Origin of the sequence: Silvania sp., assembly GCF_051656365.1 — a bacterium.
GTDB lineage: Bacteria > Pseudomonadota > Gammaproteobacteria > Enterobacterales > Enterobacteriaceae > Enterobacter > Enterobacter hatchlandensis.
The window spans coordinates 1-19,272 of sequence record NZ_JBOGBT010000065.1; the positions used below are offsets into that span (position 1 = coordinate 1).

At 54.3% G+C, this 19,272-nt stretch carries 17 protein-coding genes; 8 read left to right on the forward strand and 9 right to left on the reverse strand.

The window, feature by feature from the left end; translation table 11 throughout:
* Nucleotides 1–43 precede the first annotated feature (43 nt).
* The 6 genes from atpB to asnC all read right to left on the reverse strand — a co-directional run bounded on the left by atpB (nt 44) and on the right by asnC (nt 5,854).
* Nucleotides 44–859 carry a F0F1 ATP synthase subunit A gene (gene atpB, locus ACRDD5_RS12750; RefSeq protein ID WP_271283078.1) on the reverse strand — a complete coding sequence of 272 codons (816 nt, stop codon included), beginning with the start codon at nt 857–859 and terminating at the stop codon, nt 44–46.
* Nucleotides 860–866: 7 nt separating this feature from the next.
* A complete protein-coding gene (gene atpI / locus ACRDD5_RS12755) occupies nt 867–1,247 on the reverse strand; it encodes a F0F1 ATP synthase subunit I (protein ID WP_271283079.1) in 381 nt (126 codons plus the stop codon).
* A 615-nt stretch (nt 1,248–1,862) separates the two neighbouring features.
* Complete coding sequence (gene rsmG / locus ACRDD5_RS12760; protein WP_271283080.1) at nt 1,863–2,486, reverse strand: 16S rRNA (guanine(527)-N(7))-methyltransferase RsmG; 624 nt, start codon at nt 2,484–2,486, stop codon at nt 1,863–1,865.
* Between the two features lie 105 nt (nt 2,487–2,591).
* A complete protein-coding gene (gene mnmG / locus ACRDD5_RS12765; RefSeq protein ID WP_438676965.1) occupies nt 2,592–4,481 on the reverse strand; it encodes a tRNA uridine-5-carboxymethylaminomethyl(34) synthesis enzyme MnmG in 1,890 nt (629 codons plus the stop codon).
* Nucleotides 4,482–4,863: 382 nt separating this feature from the next.
* Complete coding sequence (gene mioC, locus ACRDD5_RS12770) at nt 4,864–5,304, reverse strand: FMN-binding protein MioC (RefSeq protein WP_438676966.1); 441 nt, start codon at nt 5,302–5,304, stop codon at nt 4,864–4,866.
* A gap of 91 nt (nt 5,305–5,395) precedes the next feature.
* Nucleotides 5,396–5,854 (reverse strand): transcriptional regulator AsnC, encoded by a 459-nt coding sequence (gene asnC, locus ACRDD5_RS12775; protein WP_271266128.1) that lies wholly within the window; start codon nt 5,852–5,854, stop codon nt 5,396–5,398.
* Between the two features lie 150 nt (nt 5,855–6,004).
* Here asnC and asnA point away from each other — a divergent pair, with 150 nt between their 5' ends.
* Nucleotides 6,005–6,997, forward strand: coding sequence for an aspartate--ammonia ligase (gene asnA, locus ACRDD5_RS12780; protein WP_271283084.1), 993 nt, complete (start codon nt 6,005–6,007; stop codon nt 6,995–6,997).
* Here the strand turns inward: asnA and viaA are convergent, their stop codons facing one another.
* Entirely contained in the window at nt 6,998–8,449 is a 1,452-nt protein-coding gene (viaA, locus tag ACRDD5_RS12785; RefSeq protein WP_438676967.1) for an ATPase RavA stimulator ViaA, read from the reverse strand.
* The gene (ravA, locus tag ACRDD5_RS12790) at nt 8,443–9,939 is read right to left on the reverse strand and encodes an ATPase RavA (protein WP_438676968.1); all 1,497 of its coding nucleotides are present in this window, start codon (nt 9,937–9,939) and stop codon (nt 8,443–8,445) included. The genes viaA and ravA overlap by 7 nt, the downstream gene beginning before the upstream one ends.
* Before the next feature lie 223 nt (nt 9,940–10,162).
* On the opposite strand from ravA, the gene kup reads away from it, so the two are divergent.
* The 7 genes from kup to rbsR all read left to right on the forward strand — a co-directional run bounded on the left by kup (nt 10,163) and on the right by rbsR (nt 18,114).
* Nucleotides 10,163–12,031, forward strand: a complete 1,869-nt coding sequence (gene kup, locus ACRDD5_RS12795) for a low affinity potassium transporter Kup (RefSeq protein WP_271283087.1) — start codon at nt 10,163–10,165, stop codon at nt 12,029–12,031.
* Between the two features lie 227 nt (nt 12,032–12,258).
* A complete protein-coding gene (gene rbsD, locus ACRDD5_RS12800; protein WP_271283088.1) occupies nt 12,259–12,678 on the forward strand; it encodes a D-ribose pyranase in 420 nt (139 codons plus the stop codon).
* A gap of 7 nt (nt 12,679–12,685) precedes the next feature.
* Entirely contained in the window at nt 12,686–14,191 is a 1,506-nt protein-coding gene (gene rbsA, locus ACRDD5_RS12805) for a ribose ABC transporter ATP-binding protein RbsA (protein WP_271283098.1), read from the forward strand.
* Between the two features lie 4 nt (nt 14,192–14,195).
* Nucleotides 14,196–15,161 (forward strand): ribose ABC transporter permease, encoded by a 966-nt coding sequence (rbsC, locus tag ACRDD5_RS12810; RefSeq protein ID WP_271283089.1) that lies wholly within the window; start codon nt 14,196–14,198, stop codon nt 15,159–15,161.
* Between the two features lie 27 nt (nt 15,162–15,188).
* Entirely contained in the window at nt 15,189–16,079 is an 891-nt protein-coding gene (rbsB, locus tag ACRDD5_RS12815) for a ribose ABC transporter substrate-binding protein RbsB (RefSeq protein WP_271283090.1), read from the forward strand.
* Between the two features lie 109 nt (nt 16,080–16,188).
* Nucleotides 16,189–17,118 carry a ribokinase gene (rbsK, locus tag ACRDD5_RS12820; RefSeq protein ID WP_438676969.1) on the forward strand — a complete coding sequence of 310 codons (930 nt, stop codon included), beginning with the start codon at nt 16,189–16,191 and terminating at the stop codon, nt 17,116–17,118.
* Between the two features lie 3 nt (nt 17,119–17,121).
* Nucleotides 17,122–18,114 (forward strand): ribose operon transcriptional repressor RbsR, encoded by a 993-nt coding sequence (gene rbsR / locus ACRDD5_RS12825; protein WP_438676970.1) that lies wholly within the window; start codon nt 17,122–17,124, stop codon nt 18,112–18,114.
* A gap of 4 nt (nt 18,115–18,118) precedes the next feature.
* Here rbsR and ACRDD5_RS12830 read toward each other — a convergent pair whose 3' ends face one another.
* Nucleotides 18,119–18,811 carry a FadR/GntR family transcriptional regulator gene (locus ACRDD5_RS12830; protein ID WP_438676971.1) on the reverse strand — a complete coding sequence of 231 codons (693 nt, stop codon included), beginning with the start codon at nt 18,809–18,811 and terminating at the stop codon, nt 18,119–18,121.
* Nucleotides 18,812–19,272: the final 461 nt, after the last annotated feature.

The following is a 19,272-nucleotide window of genomic DNA, read 5'->3' on the forward strand; positions in this document are numbered from 1 at the left end:
CTCCAGTTTGTTTCAGTTAAAACGTAGTAGTGTTGGTAAAGAATCAGTGCTCTTCAGACGCCATCGACAGATAGACGATCGTCAGAACCATGAAGATAAAGGCTTGCAGCGTAATAATCAGGATGTGGAAAATGGCCCAAGGCACATTCAGAATCCACTGTGACCACCACGGCAGAAGACCCGCGATCAGAATGAAAATCAGCTCACCCGCATACATGTTGCCGAACAGTCGCAGACCGAGAGAAATCGGTTTGGACAGCAGGCTAACGCCTTCCAGGATCAGGTTGACCGGAATAAACGCCCAGTGGTTGAACGGCTGCAAGGTAAGCTCTTTCACGAAGCCGCCTACGCCTTTCATTTTGATGCTGTAGAAAAGAATCAGGATAAACACGCCCAGCGCCATCGACAGTGTAATGTTCACGTCCGCAGACGGCACCACACGCAGGGCAGGCAGACCGAAGATGTGCTCACCGATGAACGGCAGCAGGTCAATCGGTAACAGGTCCATCAGGTTCATCAGGAAGACCCACACAAAGACGGTCAGCGCCAGCGGTGCAATCACCTTGCTCTTGCCGTGGTACATGTCTTTGACGCTACCATGGACGAAGCCAATGATCATTTCGATGAAAGTCTGGAATTTTCCTGGTACGCCGCTGGTCGCACGCTTCGCAACGCCGCGGAAAACGGCCAGGAACAGCAGACCCAGTACCACCGAGAAGAACATGGAGTCGATATTGATCGTCCAGAAGGTGGCTGGGGGGTTATGCGGATCCACCAGCGAGAATGTACGCAGGTCCATCTGAAGGTTATTCAGATGGTGTCCTATGTAATCCTGCGGCGTCATATTTTCTGAAGCCATGATGCCTTTACCCTTTGTTATTGATTACAGCTGGCGCCAGAACTTGTACCACCAGCACCAAAACCCACGTCACTATCAGCGGCAGAAAGACCACTTTAAAAACCGCCAGCGCCACCACCAGGAGGGCAAAGGTCAGCAACACCTTACACACTTCGCCAAGCGCGAAGGACCAGGCCATGCGGCCTTTGGCGGGTGTATGCGCCTGATGACGCCAGGCAAAAATCATAAACAACATATTCGGCACAACAACTGCCAAACCTCCGCTCACCGCAGAGATGCCCCAGAAGGGGTCTTTGAGGCAGAACAGCAATCCACTTGCTATCACCGCCAGTAACTGAATGAACAGAAGCTTACGAGCAACGTTTCGACTCAAGAGCGACACTGACATCACGTTTTTACTCCTGCCCACTTCGAGGTATGTCGCGTGTCGTATAAAACGTTCTTTAAGGCTCAGAGTCAAGCAGCAAAAAGCGGTCAAATTATACGGTGCGGCCCCGTGATTTCAAACAATAAGTAGCGAAAAGGTGAATAAATGTTTAAATATTTTTCTGCGACCCTATTTCTTAACTTTTCGTTAAACCGTGAATGACTCATTAAAACTGCAAACCGCGTAGAAACATCGGCAATAAAGCGTGCACGTGATCACAAAACAGGCATTTACGCTAAGGTCTGACAAATCAAATCAGTAAATCGCCATATTTCATCTTTCTGATATTAAAGACTAATTTGAGTAACTTTTTCCAAAACAGCCCTGTATACAATGAAAACCTTTTATTGACATTTATAATAAAAATTTAACATTGCATTCTTGTTACGCGCGCCTACTTTTAGCAGGCTGATATTTTCAGGGTTTATTATATTTTGGGTCAACGCCCTGCTCAGGTTAACCCAAAGAAAAACCACGGTAAAAAAGTGGTTAAATATGCGCTGTGTACTTCTTATCCTTTCGCGTATTTTTTAACATACTAAGAACAGCACAAATTCCACATTTTTTATTATTTTTTTAAAAATTGTTTGGCTTAATTACCACCAGATGACGCTCCCCTTCCAACTGAGGGACACGCAACTTAATCGCGGATTCGACAGCGAATCCCACAGGCATGTGCGCAATTTCGTCTTCCGGCAACACCCCTTTCAGGGCGTAGAAGCGTCCGTTTTGCGCAGGCAAATGCTTGCACCAGCTGATCATATCATTGAGCGAAGCGAAGGCACGGCTGATGACGCCATCAAACGGCGGCTCTGCCGGAAAGTCCTCTACCCTGCTCTGCACCGGATGAACATTTTCAAGCTTCAGCTCGTGCTGAACCTGACGCAGGAAGCGTACGCGCTTACCCAGGCTGTCCAGCAGCGTGAACTGGCACTCAGGACGCACGATAGAGAGCGGAATACCCGGAAGACCCGGACCCGTGCCAACATCGATAAAACGCTCGCCCTGAAGGTGTGGTGCTACAACGATGCTGTCAAGGATATGGCGAATCAACATCTCATTGGGATCGCGCACCGAGGTGAGATTATAGGCCTTGTTCCATTTGTTCAGCATATCGACATACCCCACCAGCTGGTTTTTCTGGTGATCGGTGAGCGAAATACCGGCTTGATCCAGCAGACGAGTGAGTTTGTTGAGCACGGTGAATACCTGTTGAGAGTCGTGTTGGCGGGTGGCGCTATGCTGACCCGCCCTACGAAGTTCTGTAGGCCCGAAACGCAACGCGTCACCGGGCAATAATTACGGTTACGCGCTGCGGCGTAACATTCCCTGTTTTTTCAGCCAGACCAGCAGAATCGAGATGGCCGCAGGCGTGACGCCTGAAATGCGCGTTGCCTGGCCAATGGACGACGGTTTATGGTCATTCAGCTTGGCGATCACCTCGTTGGAGAGGCCATTCACCAGCCGATAATCCAGCGTTGCCGGCAGGATCGTATTCTCGTTACGCTGCTGCTTGTCGATCTCGTCCTGCTGACGGGCGATGTAGCCTTCGTACTTCACCTGGATTTCAACCTGCTCGGCGGCCTGTACATCGTCCAGTCCCGGGGCGAACGGTGTCAGCTGAATCAGCTGTTCGTAGGTCATCTCCGGACGACGGAGCAGATCTTCGCCGCTGGCTTCACGGGAGAGCGGTGCCGACAGGTGAGCATTCACTTCGGCTACGGAATCCGTGGTTGGGTTAACCCAGGTGGATTTCAGGCGCTGACGTTCACGCTCGATGCTTTCCAGCTTCTCGTTGAAACGCGCCCAGCGAGCGTCGTCCACCAGACCCAGCTCACGGCCCATTTCGGTCAGGCGCAGGTCGGCATTGTCTTCACGCAGCATCAGACGGTATTCCGCGCGAGAGGTAAACATACGGTACGGCTCTTTGGTACCGAGGGTGCAGAGGTCGTCCACCAGCACGCCCAGGTAAGCCTGCGAACGTCCCGGCGCCCAGCCTTCTTTCTCGGCAGAGAAACGCGCGGCGTTCAGACCGGCCAGCAGACCCTGAGCGGCAGCTTCTTCGTAGCCGGTGGTGCCGTTGATCTGCCCTGCGAAGAACAGACCTTCGATAAATTTGCTTTCCAGGGTTGGCTTCAGGTCACGCGGATCGAAGAAATCGTACTCAATGGCATAGCCCGGACGCACGATCTTCGCGTTTTCCATCCCCTGCATCGAGCGGACGATTTGCATCTGAACGTCGAACGGCAGGCTGGTGGAGATCCCGTTCGGGTAGATCTCGTTGGAGGTTAGCCCTTCCGGCTCGAGGAAGATCTGGTGCTGGTTACGATCGGCAAAGCGCATCACTTTGTCTTCGATCGACGGGCAGTAACGTGGCCCGATCCCTTCGATCACGCCAGCATACATCGGGCTACGATCGAGGTTATTGCGGATCACGTCATGGGTTTTCTCGTTAGTGTGGGTGACGTAGCACGGCACCTGACGCGGATGTTGATCCACATTGCCCATGAACGAGAAGACCGGCATTGGATTATCACCGTGCTGCTGGGCCAGCACGCTGAAGTCAATGGTGCGGGCGTCAATACGTGGCGGCGTGCCGGTTTTCAGGCGGCTGACGCGCAGCGGCAGCTCGCGCAGTCGGCGCGATAGCGGAATGGACGGCGGATCGCCTGCACGGCCACCGCTGTAGTTATCCAGACCGATATGAATTTTGCCATCGAGGAACGTCCCGACGGTCAACACAACGGCTTTGGCACGGAACTTAAGCCCCATCTGGGTTACAGCGCCAACGACACGATCGTTCTCGACGATCAGATCTTCAACCGCCTGTTGGAAGATCATCAGGTTCGGCTGATTCTCCAGCGCAGTGCGCACCGCCTGACGGTACAGCACGCGGTCGGCCTGTGCACGGGTCGCACGGACGGCCGGACCTTTGCTCGCGTTTAGTATCCTAAACTGGATACCCGCATGATCGATTGCGGTCGCCATCAGGCCGCCAAGCGCATCCACTTCTTTTACCAGGTGTCCTTTCCCAATGCCGCCAATCGCCGGATTACAGGACATTTGTCCCAGCGTGTCGATATTGTGTGTCAGAAGCAGGGTCTGTTGACCCATACGCGCTGCGGCCATCGCGGCCTCAGTGCCTGCATGACCCCCGCCAATGATGATGACGTCAAAAGGATCCTGATAAAACATGCTTTCCTGCCTTGCGTAAAGCGGTTTGAAAATGGATTGAAGCCCGGGCCGTGGATTCTACTCAACTTTAGTCGTTCGAGAAAGCACTGGGATCCTGACTATTAAAAAGAAGATCTTTTTATTTAGAGATCTGTTTTATTGTGATCTCTTATTAGGATCGCGGTTTTCTGTGGGTAAGCCGGATCTCACGATTAAGATCATGCGGTTAGGAAGGATCGTTTGCTGTGAATGATCGGTGATCCTGCGACGTATAAGCTGGGATCAAAAAGGCATGTTATGCACAGGCCAAAAAGTCACCAACGGTTGTTCATGGGATAACTACCGGTTGATCAAAGCTTTTAACCAGAGTTATCCACAACTGATCGCACGATCTTTAATCGTTTTAGAGTAATTTTTTCCATTCTGCCAGCCAGATCTCGGCTGGATCTTCCGGAATATCGTGATCGAGGATGTTGATCTTCAGCGTTTCGCCGATCTGTTGTGCTCCGCAGGCCTTCATTTCGGTCTCAACTTTCTCAACGGCACCGCAGAAGGTGTCATATTCCCGACTGCCAAGGCCAATCGCCCCGAAACGGACGTTCGCCAGGTCAGGTTGCTGCTCTTTTAACTCTTCATATAAAGGCAGCAGGTTATCCGGAAGATCCCCGGCACCGTGCGTTGAGGTGATCAACAGCCAGATCCCGTCGATCGGCAGATCTTCTAATAACGGTCCGTGCAGCGTTTGTGTCGAAAAGCCGGCATCTTCCAGCTTTTCGGCCAGGTGTTCCGCGACATATTCAGCGCCGCCAAGGGTGCTGCCGGTAATGAGAGTTACATCCGCCATGATCGACCACTCCTGAGTTCAGAGTGGCGTATTGTACGCTGTGAATGCCCTGGGATCTACCTGTGGAAAATGTGGTAATTATTTTGCCCGGCTACGGGCGGATGGTACGCATGATCGGGTTCTGCAGGGAGATCAGCGTCTCGGTGGACTGAATTTCATCAATTGTTTGGATCTTGTTGATAAGTACCTGCTGCAGGGCATCGATCGATCGGCACATCACCTTTATAAAGATGCTGTAGTGTCCGGTGGTGTAATAGGCCTCGGTGACTTCATCCAGCGCGTTTAACTTTGCCAGAGCCGAAGGATAGTCTTTCGCGCTTTTGAGGATGATGCCGATAAAGCAGCACACGTCGTACCCCAGATGCTTCGGGCTGACGTCAATATGCGCCCCGGTAATGATCCCTGCCTGTTTCATCTTCTCTACGCGCACGTGAATGGTGCCAGGGCTGACGCCAAACTGTTTTGCCAGTTCGGCATAGGCGGTACGGGCGTTGGCCATCAGGGCTTCCAGGATGCCGCGGTCCAGATTGTCGATCTGATAATTTTCCATAGCTTTTTCTTATGAAGATTAATGAATCACTCTATATTAGCGGGTATTTTTATCGAATCAAAAGCGTTGCCGTCATTTTATTGTTGGTTTATTGAAAGCGAGACTTTTTTGTTGCTTAATCAGTGCCAACAGGACGCAGGAGTATAAATAATGAAAACCGCTTACATCGCACAACAACGCCAGATCAGTTTCGTAAAATCCCATTTTTCCCGCCAGCTGGAAGAGAAGCTTGGCCTGATTGAAGTTCAGGCTCCAATTTTAAGCCGTGTGGGCGACGGGACGCAGGACAACTTGTCTGGTTGCGAAAAAGCGGTACAGGTGAAAGTGAAAACACTGCCCGACGCCCAGTTCGAAGTGGTTCATTCACTGGCGAAGTGGAAGCGACAAACCCTGGGACAACACGACTTCAGCGCGGGCGAAGGGCTTTACACGCACATGAAAGCCCTTCGCCCCGATGAAGACCGCCTTACTGCTATTCACTCTGTTTACGTCGACCAGTGGGACTGGGAACGCGTAATGGGTGATGGCGAACGTCATACCCGCACGCTTACATCAACGGTAGAAGCTATCTATGCCGGGATCAAAGCCACTGAAGCAGCAGTCAGTAAAGAGTTTGGGTTAACCCCGTTCCTGCCGGAGACTATTCAGTTTATCCACAGTCAGGATCTGCTGAGCCGTTTCCCGGATCTGGATGCTAAAGGCCGTGAGCGAGCGATTGCTAAAGAGCTGGGCGCGGTATTCCTGATTGGGATCGGCGGCAAACTGTCACATGGTCAGCGCCACGACGTACGTGCTCCGGATTATGATGACTGGAGCAGCGAAGGCGACAGCGGTTTCGCAGGGCTGAACGGCGATATTCTGGTATGGAACCCGGTGCTGGAAGATGCGTTTGAGCTCTCCTCTATGGGGATCCGCGTGGACGCCGAGGCGCTGCAGCGTCAGCTGGCTATTACCGGTGATGACGATCGTTTGCAGCTGGAGTGGCATCAGGCCCTGCTGCGTGGTGAGATGCCGCAGACCATTGGTGGCGGTATTGGCCAGTCTCGCCTGACCATGCTCCTGCTGCAGCTGTCACACATCGGCCAGGTTCAGTGTGGCGTCTGGCCACAGCAGGTTCGCGACAGCGTGGATGCGCTGCTGTAATTAGCGTTTCCAGCGCCGTAATAAACGGCTTCGTAACCCGGTATCAAAGCGCCAGATATGATCGAAGATGCGCATGATGCCGGGTTTTCCATGGGTGGACATTGCCACTGCATGAAAACGATGCTGATGTTCCCGCTGCAGCACCTTTATTTGACTCACCACCTCATCCGGCAGCCGCTGGGCAATAAAATCCGAGATCACCACCGCATCTGCGTCATACCACTCTCCGCCCTGCATACGCTCGATAACGGCGCGAAAACAGCTGGCGAGATCGGTACCGCCGCGAAAGCGCTGGCTTAAAAAACGGATCGCCTGCTCCAGACCCTGCTCACCCGAGAGTTCATAACCCACGACCTCGCTGGAAAACAGCATGATATAGCAGCGCCGTCTGTCGGCGAGGGCGACGCGCATCAGCGCCAGGCAAAAGGCTTTGGCGCACTGCTCATTGAAGCCGCCCATTGAACCAGACGTGTCCACACAGACGATAAACGGCCCGCGCGGCTGCTCGTCGAAATCCTGATGCACTGCCGGGCGCTGACTCACTTTCTCGTGCCAGGCATCCCCATGCAGACGATAAGTCAGCAGCTGCTTTTCAACCAGTCGACGGTAAAATTCATACTCAAGTTCCGATATGCCGAGGGTGGCCAGCTCCGGCGGCAGCAGGCGCAGAATATCGTCGCTCTGCTGTAACCCGTCCACCTGTTCCGGCACCGTCGCCGGTTCGCGCACCAGGGTGCGGAAGGTTTCCAACGGGGCATCCTTTTTTGGCACCGACTTCGCCTCCCGCGAACGACCCAGCTGTTCCGCCAGCTGCATCAGCTCCGGCTGCTGTGCCAGAAAGTCGCCATAGCGGACGATAAGCTGATAATCCCCGCGTTTAAGCTGCCCCGCGCTCATATCCCAGAGTCGCCCGGCGGAATTTTCGTTCTCAACCAGCACCGGCTCCAGTGCCCCGGTCAATGTCATGCGCTCCTGTACTTCGCTGAGGAGCTGTTCGCGCTCTTCTTCCAGCAGTTGCTGATTGAGCGACGTGGCCTGGACCACCAGACTCAGTCGCCAGCGCTGTAAAAACAGCGTGTGCAGGGCGGGCGTGAAGGTGGGGTTATCGGCTACCAGCTGTCGGGCCTGGCTGGCGTACGGGGAATGTAATCGGTCCAGCAAGGTCAGGATCTGCGGCAGTTGCACAATCAGCTGCGGCGTTGAGAGCATCTGACTCGCCTGATAACACATCACCTCTTCGGTCAGTTCCGGCGGGACGCGGGTGTCTTTCAGGCGTTTGCGTAAGTTATCCCGCCAGCGGGGGAGATCGTCGGTGATGGCGGTTTTAAGTCTGGGAAATTTTTCAAAAAAGACCACCAGCTGCGGCGAGGCCAGCAAGGCGAGGATGATCTCTTCGATCAGCCCCTCCTCACCGACGGCCAGCATGATGTTGAGCGTATCCAGCGTCAGCATTGACGCGCCTGTTTAATCTGCGCGATCACATCCTGCAGGCTGGATTCAATGCGCCCCAGCCAGTCGCTGTGAATAAAGAGGCATTTTTGCTGTTCGCTAAAGCGGGTGTGTTGCAGGTGCCACTGATTATCCAGCGCTTCCAGTTGCTGTTTTATCTCTTCCGGAACGCTTTCCGATGTGGTGCCGGGCAGCGCCAGGCGCGATCCCTGCAGGCTGACGTCACGGATCACCAGATGCAGGCTGCCGTCCACTTCCATATTGAGCTGCTGGGCAAAGCCGATGCCGTTGAGTTTGCCGCGGATCTCCCCGCCTTTGCTCAGCCACAGGGAAAGGGCCTCCCGCTCGAGAGTGATATGAATCACCTGCATTTCATGGAGCTTAAGCGGCTGTTGGAGCAGCAGCGTCAAAGTGGTATCGGTCAGATCGTCCGGCAATTCGTAATGGGGTTTCCGGGCGAACATACCGCTCTGGCGGCTGACCCTCAGGGCCGTTTTATCGCTTTGCTGCTGTTGCAGCTGGATGCGGCGCTGGGTAATGGCCCCGAGCTGGTTGAGCATCTCCTGCTGTCCCCAGGCGTGCCCGGTCATCAATACGTCCAGCTGCTGCTGCATCAGGTTCATACCGCTGGCGTCATGCCACAGGCAATCTTTCAGCAGGATCAGATCGATGGGAGCAACCGCATCGCGGCCGCTGAACAGGGCGCTGGCCTGCAGCAGGCGAATGGCTTTTTTCCAGCGGCGGTCAGACACGTAGGGAGCGCCCGGCAGGGTATCCAGCTGTTGGCGCAGCATAAAGACCAGGTCGAACACCGCATCCGGTAGCGTGATTTTGCCGATATCATGCTGCCACTGCTGGTACTCTTCGTCCGTAACCTGCAGCGTGGCGGGCACCGGGTTGTCGTTCTCATTCTGCTGGGTAATCAGCAGCGAGCGAAAGTTCGCTTTGTCCTGTACTTTGTCGAGCCACAGGCGGATCAGCATGCGGTCATACAGGGCTTCCAGGCTGCTGTCGGCTTCGGGCAGTTCGTTGGAGGCGGCCACCAGCAGGCGCATCGGGATTTTCTCTTCATGCGCACCATTCCGGAACCGACGTTCGTTGATGGCGGTCAGCAGGGTATTCAGGATCGCCGGGCCGGCTTTCCAGATCTCATCGAGAAAAACGATCTCTGCTTCCGGGAGATAGCCCGCCGTCAGACGTTCATAGCGCCCTTCATCTTTTAATGCCTGAATCGAAAGTGGGCCAAAGACCTCTTCCGGAGTTGAAAAACGGGTCATCAGGTATTCAAATGCCCGGGCATGCTGAAAAGCGAATTTCAGGCGGCGGGCTATCAGGCTTTTGGCAATGCCGGGCGGGCCCAGTAGAAAGACACTTTCGCCGCTCAGCGCCGCCAGTAAACAGAGGCGGATGGCGTGGCTGCGTTCAAACAGCCCTTTTTCCAGCGCGCTGCTGAGGCGGGAAATTCTTTCTGCTAATAAATGAGTGTGAGCCATAATTGTTTTGCATCCTTTCGCCGTAGAGTCGGCTAATTGAAGCGAGTATAGACGTTTCGGTCAGGGCTGGTAATAGACTGAACTGCGGTGCTATTTTCTTTGCGCTATGTTAATGCGGTTGCATTTAGGGGTACGATTTTGCGATTAATCGTGCATACTGTGCGCCTTTTGTGGGCCAAGGGACTAAGCACACATTTGTTATATAAACGAAAAAGACTAGTCTATGAGCACTGATAATAAGCAATCATTACCCGCAATAACGCTCGCGGCGATTGGGGTTGTCTACGGTGATATCGGCACCAGCCCGCTTTATACGCTTCGTGAATGTCTGTCCGGCCAGTTTGGTTTTGGTGTTGAACGTGACGCTGTATTTGGTTTTTTGTCACTTATCTTCTGGCTGCTGATCCTGGTTGTTTCTGTTAAATATCTCTCTTTCGTGATGCGGGCTGATAACGCCGGCGAAGGCGGGATCCTGACGCTGATGTCACTCGCCGGGCGCCACACGTCCGCCAGAATGACCTCGTTCCTGGTCATCATTGGCCTGGTTGGCGGCAGCTTTTTCTTCGGAGAAGTGGTGATCACGCCAGCTATCTCGGTGCTATCGGCGATAGAGGGGCTTGAGATTATCGCGCCGCAGCTTGATGCATGGGTTGTGCCGCTGGCCATCATTGTCCTGACGCTACTGTTTGTGATCCAGAAGCACGGTACCGGGCTGGTGGGGAAACTCTTCGCGCCGATTATGCTGTCCTGGTTCCTGATCCTTGCGGCGCTGGGGTTACGCAGCATTATTGCCAACCCGGACGTACTGCACGCGCTGAACCCTCTCTGGGCGGTCAACTTCTTCCTTGAATACAAGATGGTGTCGTTTGTGGCGCTGGGTGCGGTGGTGCTTTCTATTACCGGCGTTGAAGCGCTGTATGCGGATATGGGCCACTTCGGTAAACTGCCTATTCGCGTGGCCTGGTTTTCTGTGGTGCTGCCGTCGCTGGTGCTGAACTACTTTGGCCAGGGCGCGCTGTTGCTTAAAAATCCGGAAGCGATTAAAAACCCGTTCTTCCTGCTGGCACCGGACTGGGCGCTAGTACCGATGCTTATCCTCGCAACGCTGGCCACCGTGATTGCCTCTCAGGCGGTCATCTCCGGCGTGTTTTCCCTGACGCGTCAGGCCGTGCGCCTGGGCTATCTCTCGCCAATGCGCATCATCCATACCTCGGAGATGGAGTCGGGCCAGATTTATATTCCTTTCATTAACTGGCTGCTCTATACCGCAGTTGTCATCGTTATCGTCAGCTTTGAACATTCCAGTAACCTGGCGGCGGCATACGGTATTGCCGTTACCGGTACGATGGTGCTGACCTCCATTCTCTCCACCACCGTGGCGTACCGAAACTGGCACTGGAATAAATTCCTCGTGGGGATGATTCTGGTGGGCTTCCTGTGCATTGACGTGCCGTTGTTCTCCGCGAACCTCGACAAGATTGTCTCCGGTGGCTGGCTGCCGCTGACGCTGGGTCTGGTGATGTTCATTGTGATGACCACCTGGAAGAGTGAGCGCTTCCGACTGCTGCGCCGGATGCATGAACACGGTAATTCTCTCGAGGCGATGATCGCCTCGCTGGAGAAATCGCCGCCGGTACGCGTGCCGGGCACGGCGGTGTACATGTCCCGTGCGTTGAACGTCATTCCGTTCGCGCTGATGCACAATCTTAAGCACAACAAGGTCCTGCATGAGCGGGTGATCCTGCTGACGCTGCGCACCGAAGATGCGCCGTATGTGCATAACGTCCGTCGGGTGCAGATAGAGCAGCTCTCGCCGACCTTCTGGCGGGTGGTGGCTAGCTACGGCTGGCGTGAAACCCCGAATGTGGAAGAGGTGTTCCACCGCTGTGGGTTGGAGGGCTTAAGCTGTCGGATGATGGAAACCTCCTTCTTTATGTCGCACGAGTCGCTGATTATCGGCAAACGCCCCTGGTATCTGCGCCTGCGTGGCAGGCTCTATCTTATCCTCCAGCGTAATGCCCTGCGTGCGCCCGACCAGTTCGAAATCCCGCCTAACCGTGTGATTGAGTTAGGCACTCAGGTCGAGATTTAATATCCTCTCCAGTCTGATGTCCTCACCCCAACCCTCTCCCACAGGGAGAGGGTGCAAACCTAAAAAACGGTAACCAGAGGGTTACCGTTTTGCATTTACCTCCTCCCGCATTTCACTTAGCGAAACGTTTCGACGACGATCACAAATCTGCAACGCCATGGTGGTTTTCTGTTCATCGGTAAGATTAAACTTATCTCAGCGAAACGTTTCGCTGGTGGAGCAGAAAAATGAAGAAAGGCACGGTACTTAATTCTGAAATCTCATCGGTTATCTCCCGTCTGGGGCATACCGATATGCTGGTAGTTTGTGACGCAGGCTTACCGGTTCCGCGCAGCACCACCCGTATCGATATGGCGTTAACGCAGGGCGTTCCCTCGTTTATGCAGGTATTGGGCGTGGTGACGGCGGAGATGCAGGTTGAGTCAGCCATTCTGGCGGCGGAAATCAAACAGCATAATCCGCAGCTCCACGAAACGTTGCTGGGTCATATCGAGCAGCTGCAACAACACCAGGGCACCACCATAAAAATTAATTACATAACGCACGAACAGTTCAAACAACACACCGCTGACAGCCAGGCGGTGATTCGCAGCGGGGAGTGTTCCCCGTATGCGAATATTATTCTCTGTGCTGGCGTCACCTTCTGAGGTCACCATGGACGCACTCCTGCAACTGAAAGGGATCGATAAATCGTTCCCGGGTGTTAAAGCCCTCTCCGGCGCAGCGCTGAATGTCTACGCCGGTCGCGTGATGGCGCTGGTCGGTGAAAACGGCGCCGGCAAATCCACCATGATGAAAGTGCTGACCGGCATTTATATGCGCGATGCCGGTTCGCTGCTGTGGCTGGGTAAAGAAACCACCTTTAACGGTCCCAAATCCTCTCAGGAAGCGGGTATCGGCATCATTCATCAGGAATTGAACCTGATCCCGCAGCTGTCGATTGCGGAGAACATCTTCCTCGGACGTGAGTTCGTTAATCGCTTTGGCAAAATCGACTGGAAACAGATGTATGCCGAAGCCGATAAACTGCTGGCGAAGCTGAATCTGCGCTTTAAGAGCGATCGGCTGGTGGGCGAATTGTCGATTGGCGATCAGCAGATGGTCGAAATTGCCAAGGTGCTGAGCTTCGAATCCAAAGTCATCGTCATGGATGAACCGACCGATGCGCTGACCGACACCGAAACCGACTCCCTGTTCCGGGTGATTCGCGAGCTGAAAGCCCAGGGGCGCGGCATTGTTTACATCTCCCACCGTATGAAAGAGATCTTCGAGATTTGCGATGACGTGACGGTTTTCCGCGACGGGCAGTTTATTGCCGAACGCGAAGTGGCCACGCTGACCGAAGACTCGCTGATTGAGATGATGGTGGGGCGCAAGCTCGAAGACCAGTATCCACGTATTGCTAAGGCGCCGGGTGATATCCGCCTGAAGGTCGATAACCTGTGTGGCCCTGGCGTGCATGACGTTACCTTTACCCTGCGTCAGGGCGAAATCCTCGGCGTGGCGGGGTTAATGGGGGCCGGACGTACTGAGCTGATGAAAGTCCTGTATGGCGCCCTGTCGCGTACCAGCGGCTACGTCACCCTCGATGGTCATGAAGTTGTCACCCGGTCACCGCAGGATGGGCTGGCGAACGGCATCGTCTATATCTCCGAAGACCGTAAGCGCGATGGTCTGGTGCTGGGGATGTCGGTGAAAGAGAACATGTCGCTGACCGCGCTGCGCTACTTCAGCCGCAGCGGTGGTAGCCTGAAACATAAAGATGAACAGCAGGCGGTAAGTGATTTCATTCGCCTGTTTAACGTCAAAACCCCGTCAATGGAACAGGCTATCGGTCTGCTTTCCGGCGGTAATCAGCAGAAAGTGGCAATTGCCCGCGGCCTGATGACGCGGCCTAAAGTGCTGATCCTCGATGAGCCAACCCGCGGTGTTGACGTTGGGGCGAAGAAAGAGATTTATCAGCTCATTAACCAGTTTAAGGCTGACGGGTTGAGCATCATTCTGGTCTCTTCCGAGATGCCAGAGGTATTAGGCATGAGCGATCGCATTATCGTCATGCATGAAGGGCATCTCGGCGGTGAATTCACTCGCGAGCAGGCCACCCAGGAAGTTCTGATGGCTGCCGCTGTGGGCAAGCTTAATCGCGTGAATCAGGAGTAAGAAGATGACTACCCAGGCTATTTCTGGACGCCGATATTTCACTAAGGCATGGCTGCTGGAACAAAAATCGTTGATTGCGCTGCTGGTGCTGATCGCGATTGTATCCACCATGAGCCCGAACTTTTTTACCGTGAATAACCTGTTCAACATTCTTCAGCAAACATCGGTGAACGCCATTATGGCGGTCGGGATGACGCTGGTGATCCTGACCTCGGGTATCGATCTGTCCGTCGGTTCCCTGCTGGCGCTCACCGGCGCGATTGCGGCTTCAATTGTAGGGATTGAAGTCAACGCGCTGGTGGCCGTGGCGGCTGCACTGGCGGCAGGTACAGCGATTGGTGCCGTTACCGGAATGATTGTGGCGAAAGGGCGTGTGCAGGCTTTTATCGCCACCCTGGTGATGATGCTGCTGCTGCGTGGCGTGACGATGGTTTACACCAACGGCAGTCCGGTCAATACCGGCTTTACCGACAACGCGGACCTGTTTGGCTGGTTCGGTATTGGTCGTCCGCTGGGCATCCCGACCCCGGTCTGGATCATGGGCCTGGTGTTCCTGGCGGCGTGGTACATGCTGCATCACACGCGCCTGGGTCGTTATATCTATGCGCTGGGCGGTAACGAATCGGCGACGCGTCTGTCCGGGATCAGCGTTAATAAAGTCAAAATTATCGTGTATTCCCTGTGCGGCCTGCTGGCTTCGCTGGCGGGGATTATCGAAGTGGCGCGTCTCTCCTCGGCGCAGCCGACCGCAGGGACAGGCTATGAGCTGGATGCCATCGCGGCGGTGGTGCTGGGCGGAACCAGTCTGGCAGGCGGTAAAGGCCGGATTATTGGTACGCTGATTGGGGCACTGATCCTCGGCTTCCTGAACAATGGTTTGAATTTGTTAGGTGTTTCTTCCTATTACCAGATGATCGTCAAAGCGGTAGTGATTTTGCTGGCGGTACTGGTAGACAACAAAAAACAGTAACTGACAACACTACAGGACATCTTTGATATGAACATGAAAAAACTGGCTACCTTGGTTTCTGCTGTCGCGCTGAGCGCAACCGTGAGTGCTAATGCTATGGCGAAAGACACCATCGCGCTGGTGGTTTCTACCCTGAACAACCCGTTCTTCGTCTCCCTGAAGGATGGCGCGCAGAAAGAAGCAGATAAACTGGGCTACAACCTGGTGATCCTCGATTCTCAGAACAACCCGGCGAAAGAGCTGGCTAACGTTCAGGACCTGACCGTTCGTGGCACTAAAATTCTGCTGATTAACCCGACCGATTCCGACGCAGTGGGTAATGCCGTGAAGATGGCAAACCAGGCCAACATCCCGGTCATCACCCTTGATCGCGTTGCGGCGAAAGGCGAAGTGGTCAGCCACATTGCTTCTGATAACGTGCTGGGCGGTAAAATTGCCGGTGACTACATCGCGAAGAAAGCAGGCGAAGGTGCCAAAGTTATCGAACTGCAGGGTATCGCCGGGACATCCGCTGCCCGCGAACGTGGCGAAGGTTTCCAGCAGGCAGTTGCTGCACACAAGTTTAACGTGCTGGCCAGCCAGCCGGCTGACTTTGACCGCACGAAAGGTCTGAACGTCATGCAGAACCTGCTGACCGCACACCCGGACGTTAAGGCTGTATTTGCTCAGAACGACGAAATGGCGCTGGGCGCGCTGCGTGCTCTGCAAACTGCCGGTAAAACCGATGTGATGGTTGTTGGATTTGACGGTACGCCAGATGGTGAAAAAGCGGTAAATGATGGCAAACTGGCGGCGACCATTGCCCAGCTTCCTGACCAGATTGGCGCAAAAGGCGTTGAAACGGCAGATAAAGTGCTGAAGGGCGAGAAAGTTCAGGCTAAATATCCAGTTGACCTGAAACTGGTCATCAAGCAGTAATATGCGATTCAGGCAGCCAATGGCTGCCTGAGGGACAACATATAAAGAAAAGAGTGGCATACGCCACCGGATGTGAGCCCGGTGGCACTCTCTGATGGACACGCCAAATATGAAAACTGCAGGTAAGCTCGTCGTCCTTGGCAGTATTAATGCCGATCACATTCTCAACCTTGAATCGTTCCCGACGCCGGGCGAAACGGTGACGGGCAATCGCTACCAGGTCGCCTTTGGCGGCAAGGGCGCTAACCAGGCGGTCGCCGCCGGGCGCAGCGGGGCAGACATCGCCTTTATTGCCTGTACGGGCGATGACGACACCGGTGAGCGCGTGCGCAAGCAGCTGGAGAGCGACAATATCGATATCGCGCCGGTAAGCGTCGTTCAGGACGAATCTACCGGGGTGGCGCTGATTTTTGTCAACGCTGAAGGGGAGAATGTTATCGGTATTCATGCGGGTGCGAACGCGGCGCTGACGGTTGAACGCGTCGAGGCGCAGCGCGACAGTATCGCGGGTGCCGAAGCCCTGCTGATGCAGCTGGAGTCGCCGGTAGAAAGTGTGCTGGCGGCGGCAACCATTGCTCATGAAAATCATACCACTGTCGTACTGAACCCCGCGCCTGCCCGTGTATTATCAGACGAGCTTCTGGCGCTGGTGGACATCATCACCCCTAACGAAACCGAAGCCGAAAAGCTGACGGGCATTCGCGTTGAAAATGATGACGACGCGGCGCGTGCGGCAAAAGCCTTGCATGATAAAGGCATCGGTACAGTCATCATTACGCTTGGTAGCCGTGGCGTCTGGGCCAGCGTCAATGGCGATGGACGTCGAGTGCCAGGCTTTAAAGTGCAGGCGATCGACACCATTGCGGCAGGCGATACCTTTAATGGCGCGCTGGTAACAGCGCTGCTGGAAGGCGAACCGCTGGACAAGGCGATCCGTTTTGCCCATGCGGCTGCGGCTATTGCCGTAACCCGTACCGGCGCGCAGCCTTCTGTTCCCTGGCGCAATGAGATCGACGAATTTTTAAGTCAGCAGAGGTAACGTTTGGCCACAATGAAAGATGTCGCCCGCGTGGCGGGCGTCTCTACTTCAACAGTTTCCCATGTTATTAATAAGGATCGCTTCGTCAGTGAGCCGATTCGGGAGAAGGTCGAAGCCGCCGTTAAATCCCTCAACTATGCGCCTTCCGCCCTGGCGCGCAGTCTGAAGCTCAATCAGACGCGCACCATTGGTATGCTCATCACCGCCAGTACCAATCCCTTTTACTCCGAGCTGGTGCGCGGCGTAGAGCGTAGCTGTTTTGAGCGCGGCTACAGCCTGGTATTGTGCAATACTGAAGGTGATGAACAGCGGATGAACCGCAATCTGGAGACGCTGATGCAAAAACGCGTCGACGGGTTATTGCTGCTGTGCACCGAAACGCATCAACCCTCGCCAGAGATCATGCAGCGCTACCCTTCCGTTCCGACGGTGATGATGGACTGGGCACCGTTCGACGGCACCAGTGATCTGATCCAGGATAACTCGCTGCTGGGCGGCGACATGGCGACGCAGCATCTGATTGATAAAGGCTACACCCGCATCGCCTGCATTACCGGCCCGTTGGATAAAACCCCTGCCCGCCTGCGTCTGGAAGGTTTTCTGGTCGCGATGGCTCGCGCCGGTTTACCGGTGCCTGACGGCTTTCAAATCACCGGTGACTTTGAGTTTAGCGGTGGGTTTGAGGCAATGCAGTCGCTACTGGCGTGGAAAGAGCGCCCGCAGGCAGTCTTTATTGGTAACGATGCAATGGCCGTGGGGGCATATCAGGCGTTGTATCAGGCGGGATTACGTATCCCGGACGATATCGCCGTGGTGGGATATGACGATATCGAACTGGCGCGTTATATGACGCCGCCGCTCACCACCATCCATCAGCCTAAAGATGAGCTGGGCGAGCTGGCCATTGATGTGCTGATCCACCGTATCGCTCAACCCGCTCTGCAGCAACAGCGGCTGCAACTGACGCCTGTGCTGATGGAGCGCGGGTCGGTTTAGCGTTCTACTGTTCCGGGGCGGCAAGCAGCGCCTGGCAGGCTGCCATGGCGCGCGGCCCGTCACTGTCCTGAATGGCATCGACGATGGACTGGTGTAAATCCAGCTTCACCACTTCATCCTGGGTAATCGAGGTGAAGTAGGTTTGGTATATAGAATGAAAGAGGGAGGCGAAAGAGTTCAGGAACGGATTACCACTCATTTCATACACATGCTCGTGCCATGCCATATCCACTTCGATCCAGCGCTCCCGGTTAAAATGCTTTTTCAGATGAACCATCTCATCCATTAGCGTATTTAATCGCGCTTTCTGTTCTGCCGTGCCGAACGTGGCCGCCAGTAGACAAGCCTGCGGCTCCAGACTGACGCGCATAATCAGGAAGTGGTCGATGACCTGCTGAAAGTTATCCTCTGTCATCCACCACGAGAGCAGTTCCTGATCGAGGAAGTTCCAGTTGCCCTGAGGCATTACCCGCGTACCAATGCGCGGACGAGGGAGCACCATCCCTTTCGCTGTTAATGTCTTCACCGCTTCACGAACGGCCGTACGGCTTACACCAAACTGCTCGCCCAGTTCCATTTCACCCGGCAAAATACTTCCGGGCATGTATTCACCTGTCAGGATCCGCTGTGCCAGTTTCTCTGCCAGCACATATGAAAGGTTCTTTTGTGCCGCCAGCTGTTGCGCGCTCAAGGACATAACGCCTATTCCTTAATTCTTAATACCCTTAAGTATGCCACCTGCACGGACAATGTGGTTGCAAAAACAGCAATCAGCACCGTTTGTGGCGTAAAGATAAGCGCCTTGGTGAAAAATAACGCGGTTGGTTATTTTTTTTAGATTTACACTTGTCACCGTCAGAGAATTGCCTATAATGCGCCTCCACTGACACGGAACAACGGATTACAAACCGCCGTGACAGCAGGCTTCAGAGATGAACGCCGACAGAGAAAAGCGAAAAATAAACGCTTGACTCTGAATGAGGAAAGCGTAATATACGCCACCTCGCAACGGTGAGCTCAACGCCGCGTTGCACTGCTCTTTAACAATTTATCAGACAATCTGTGTGGGCACTCAAAGTGACATGGATTCTTAACGTCGCAAGACGAAAAATGAATACCAAGTCTCTGAGTGAACATACGTAATTCATTACGAAGTTT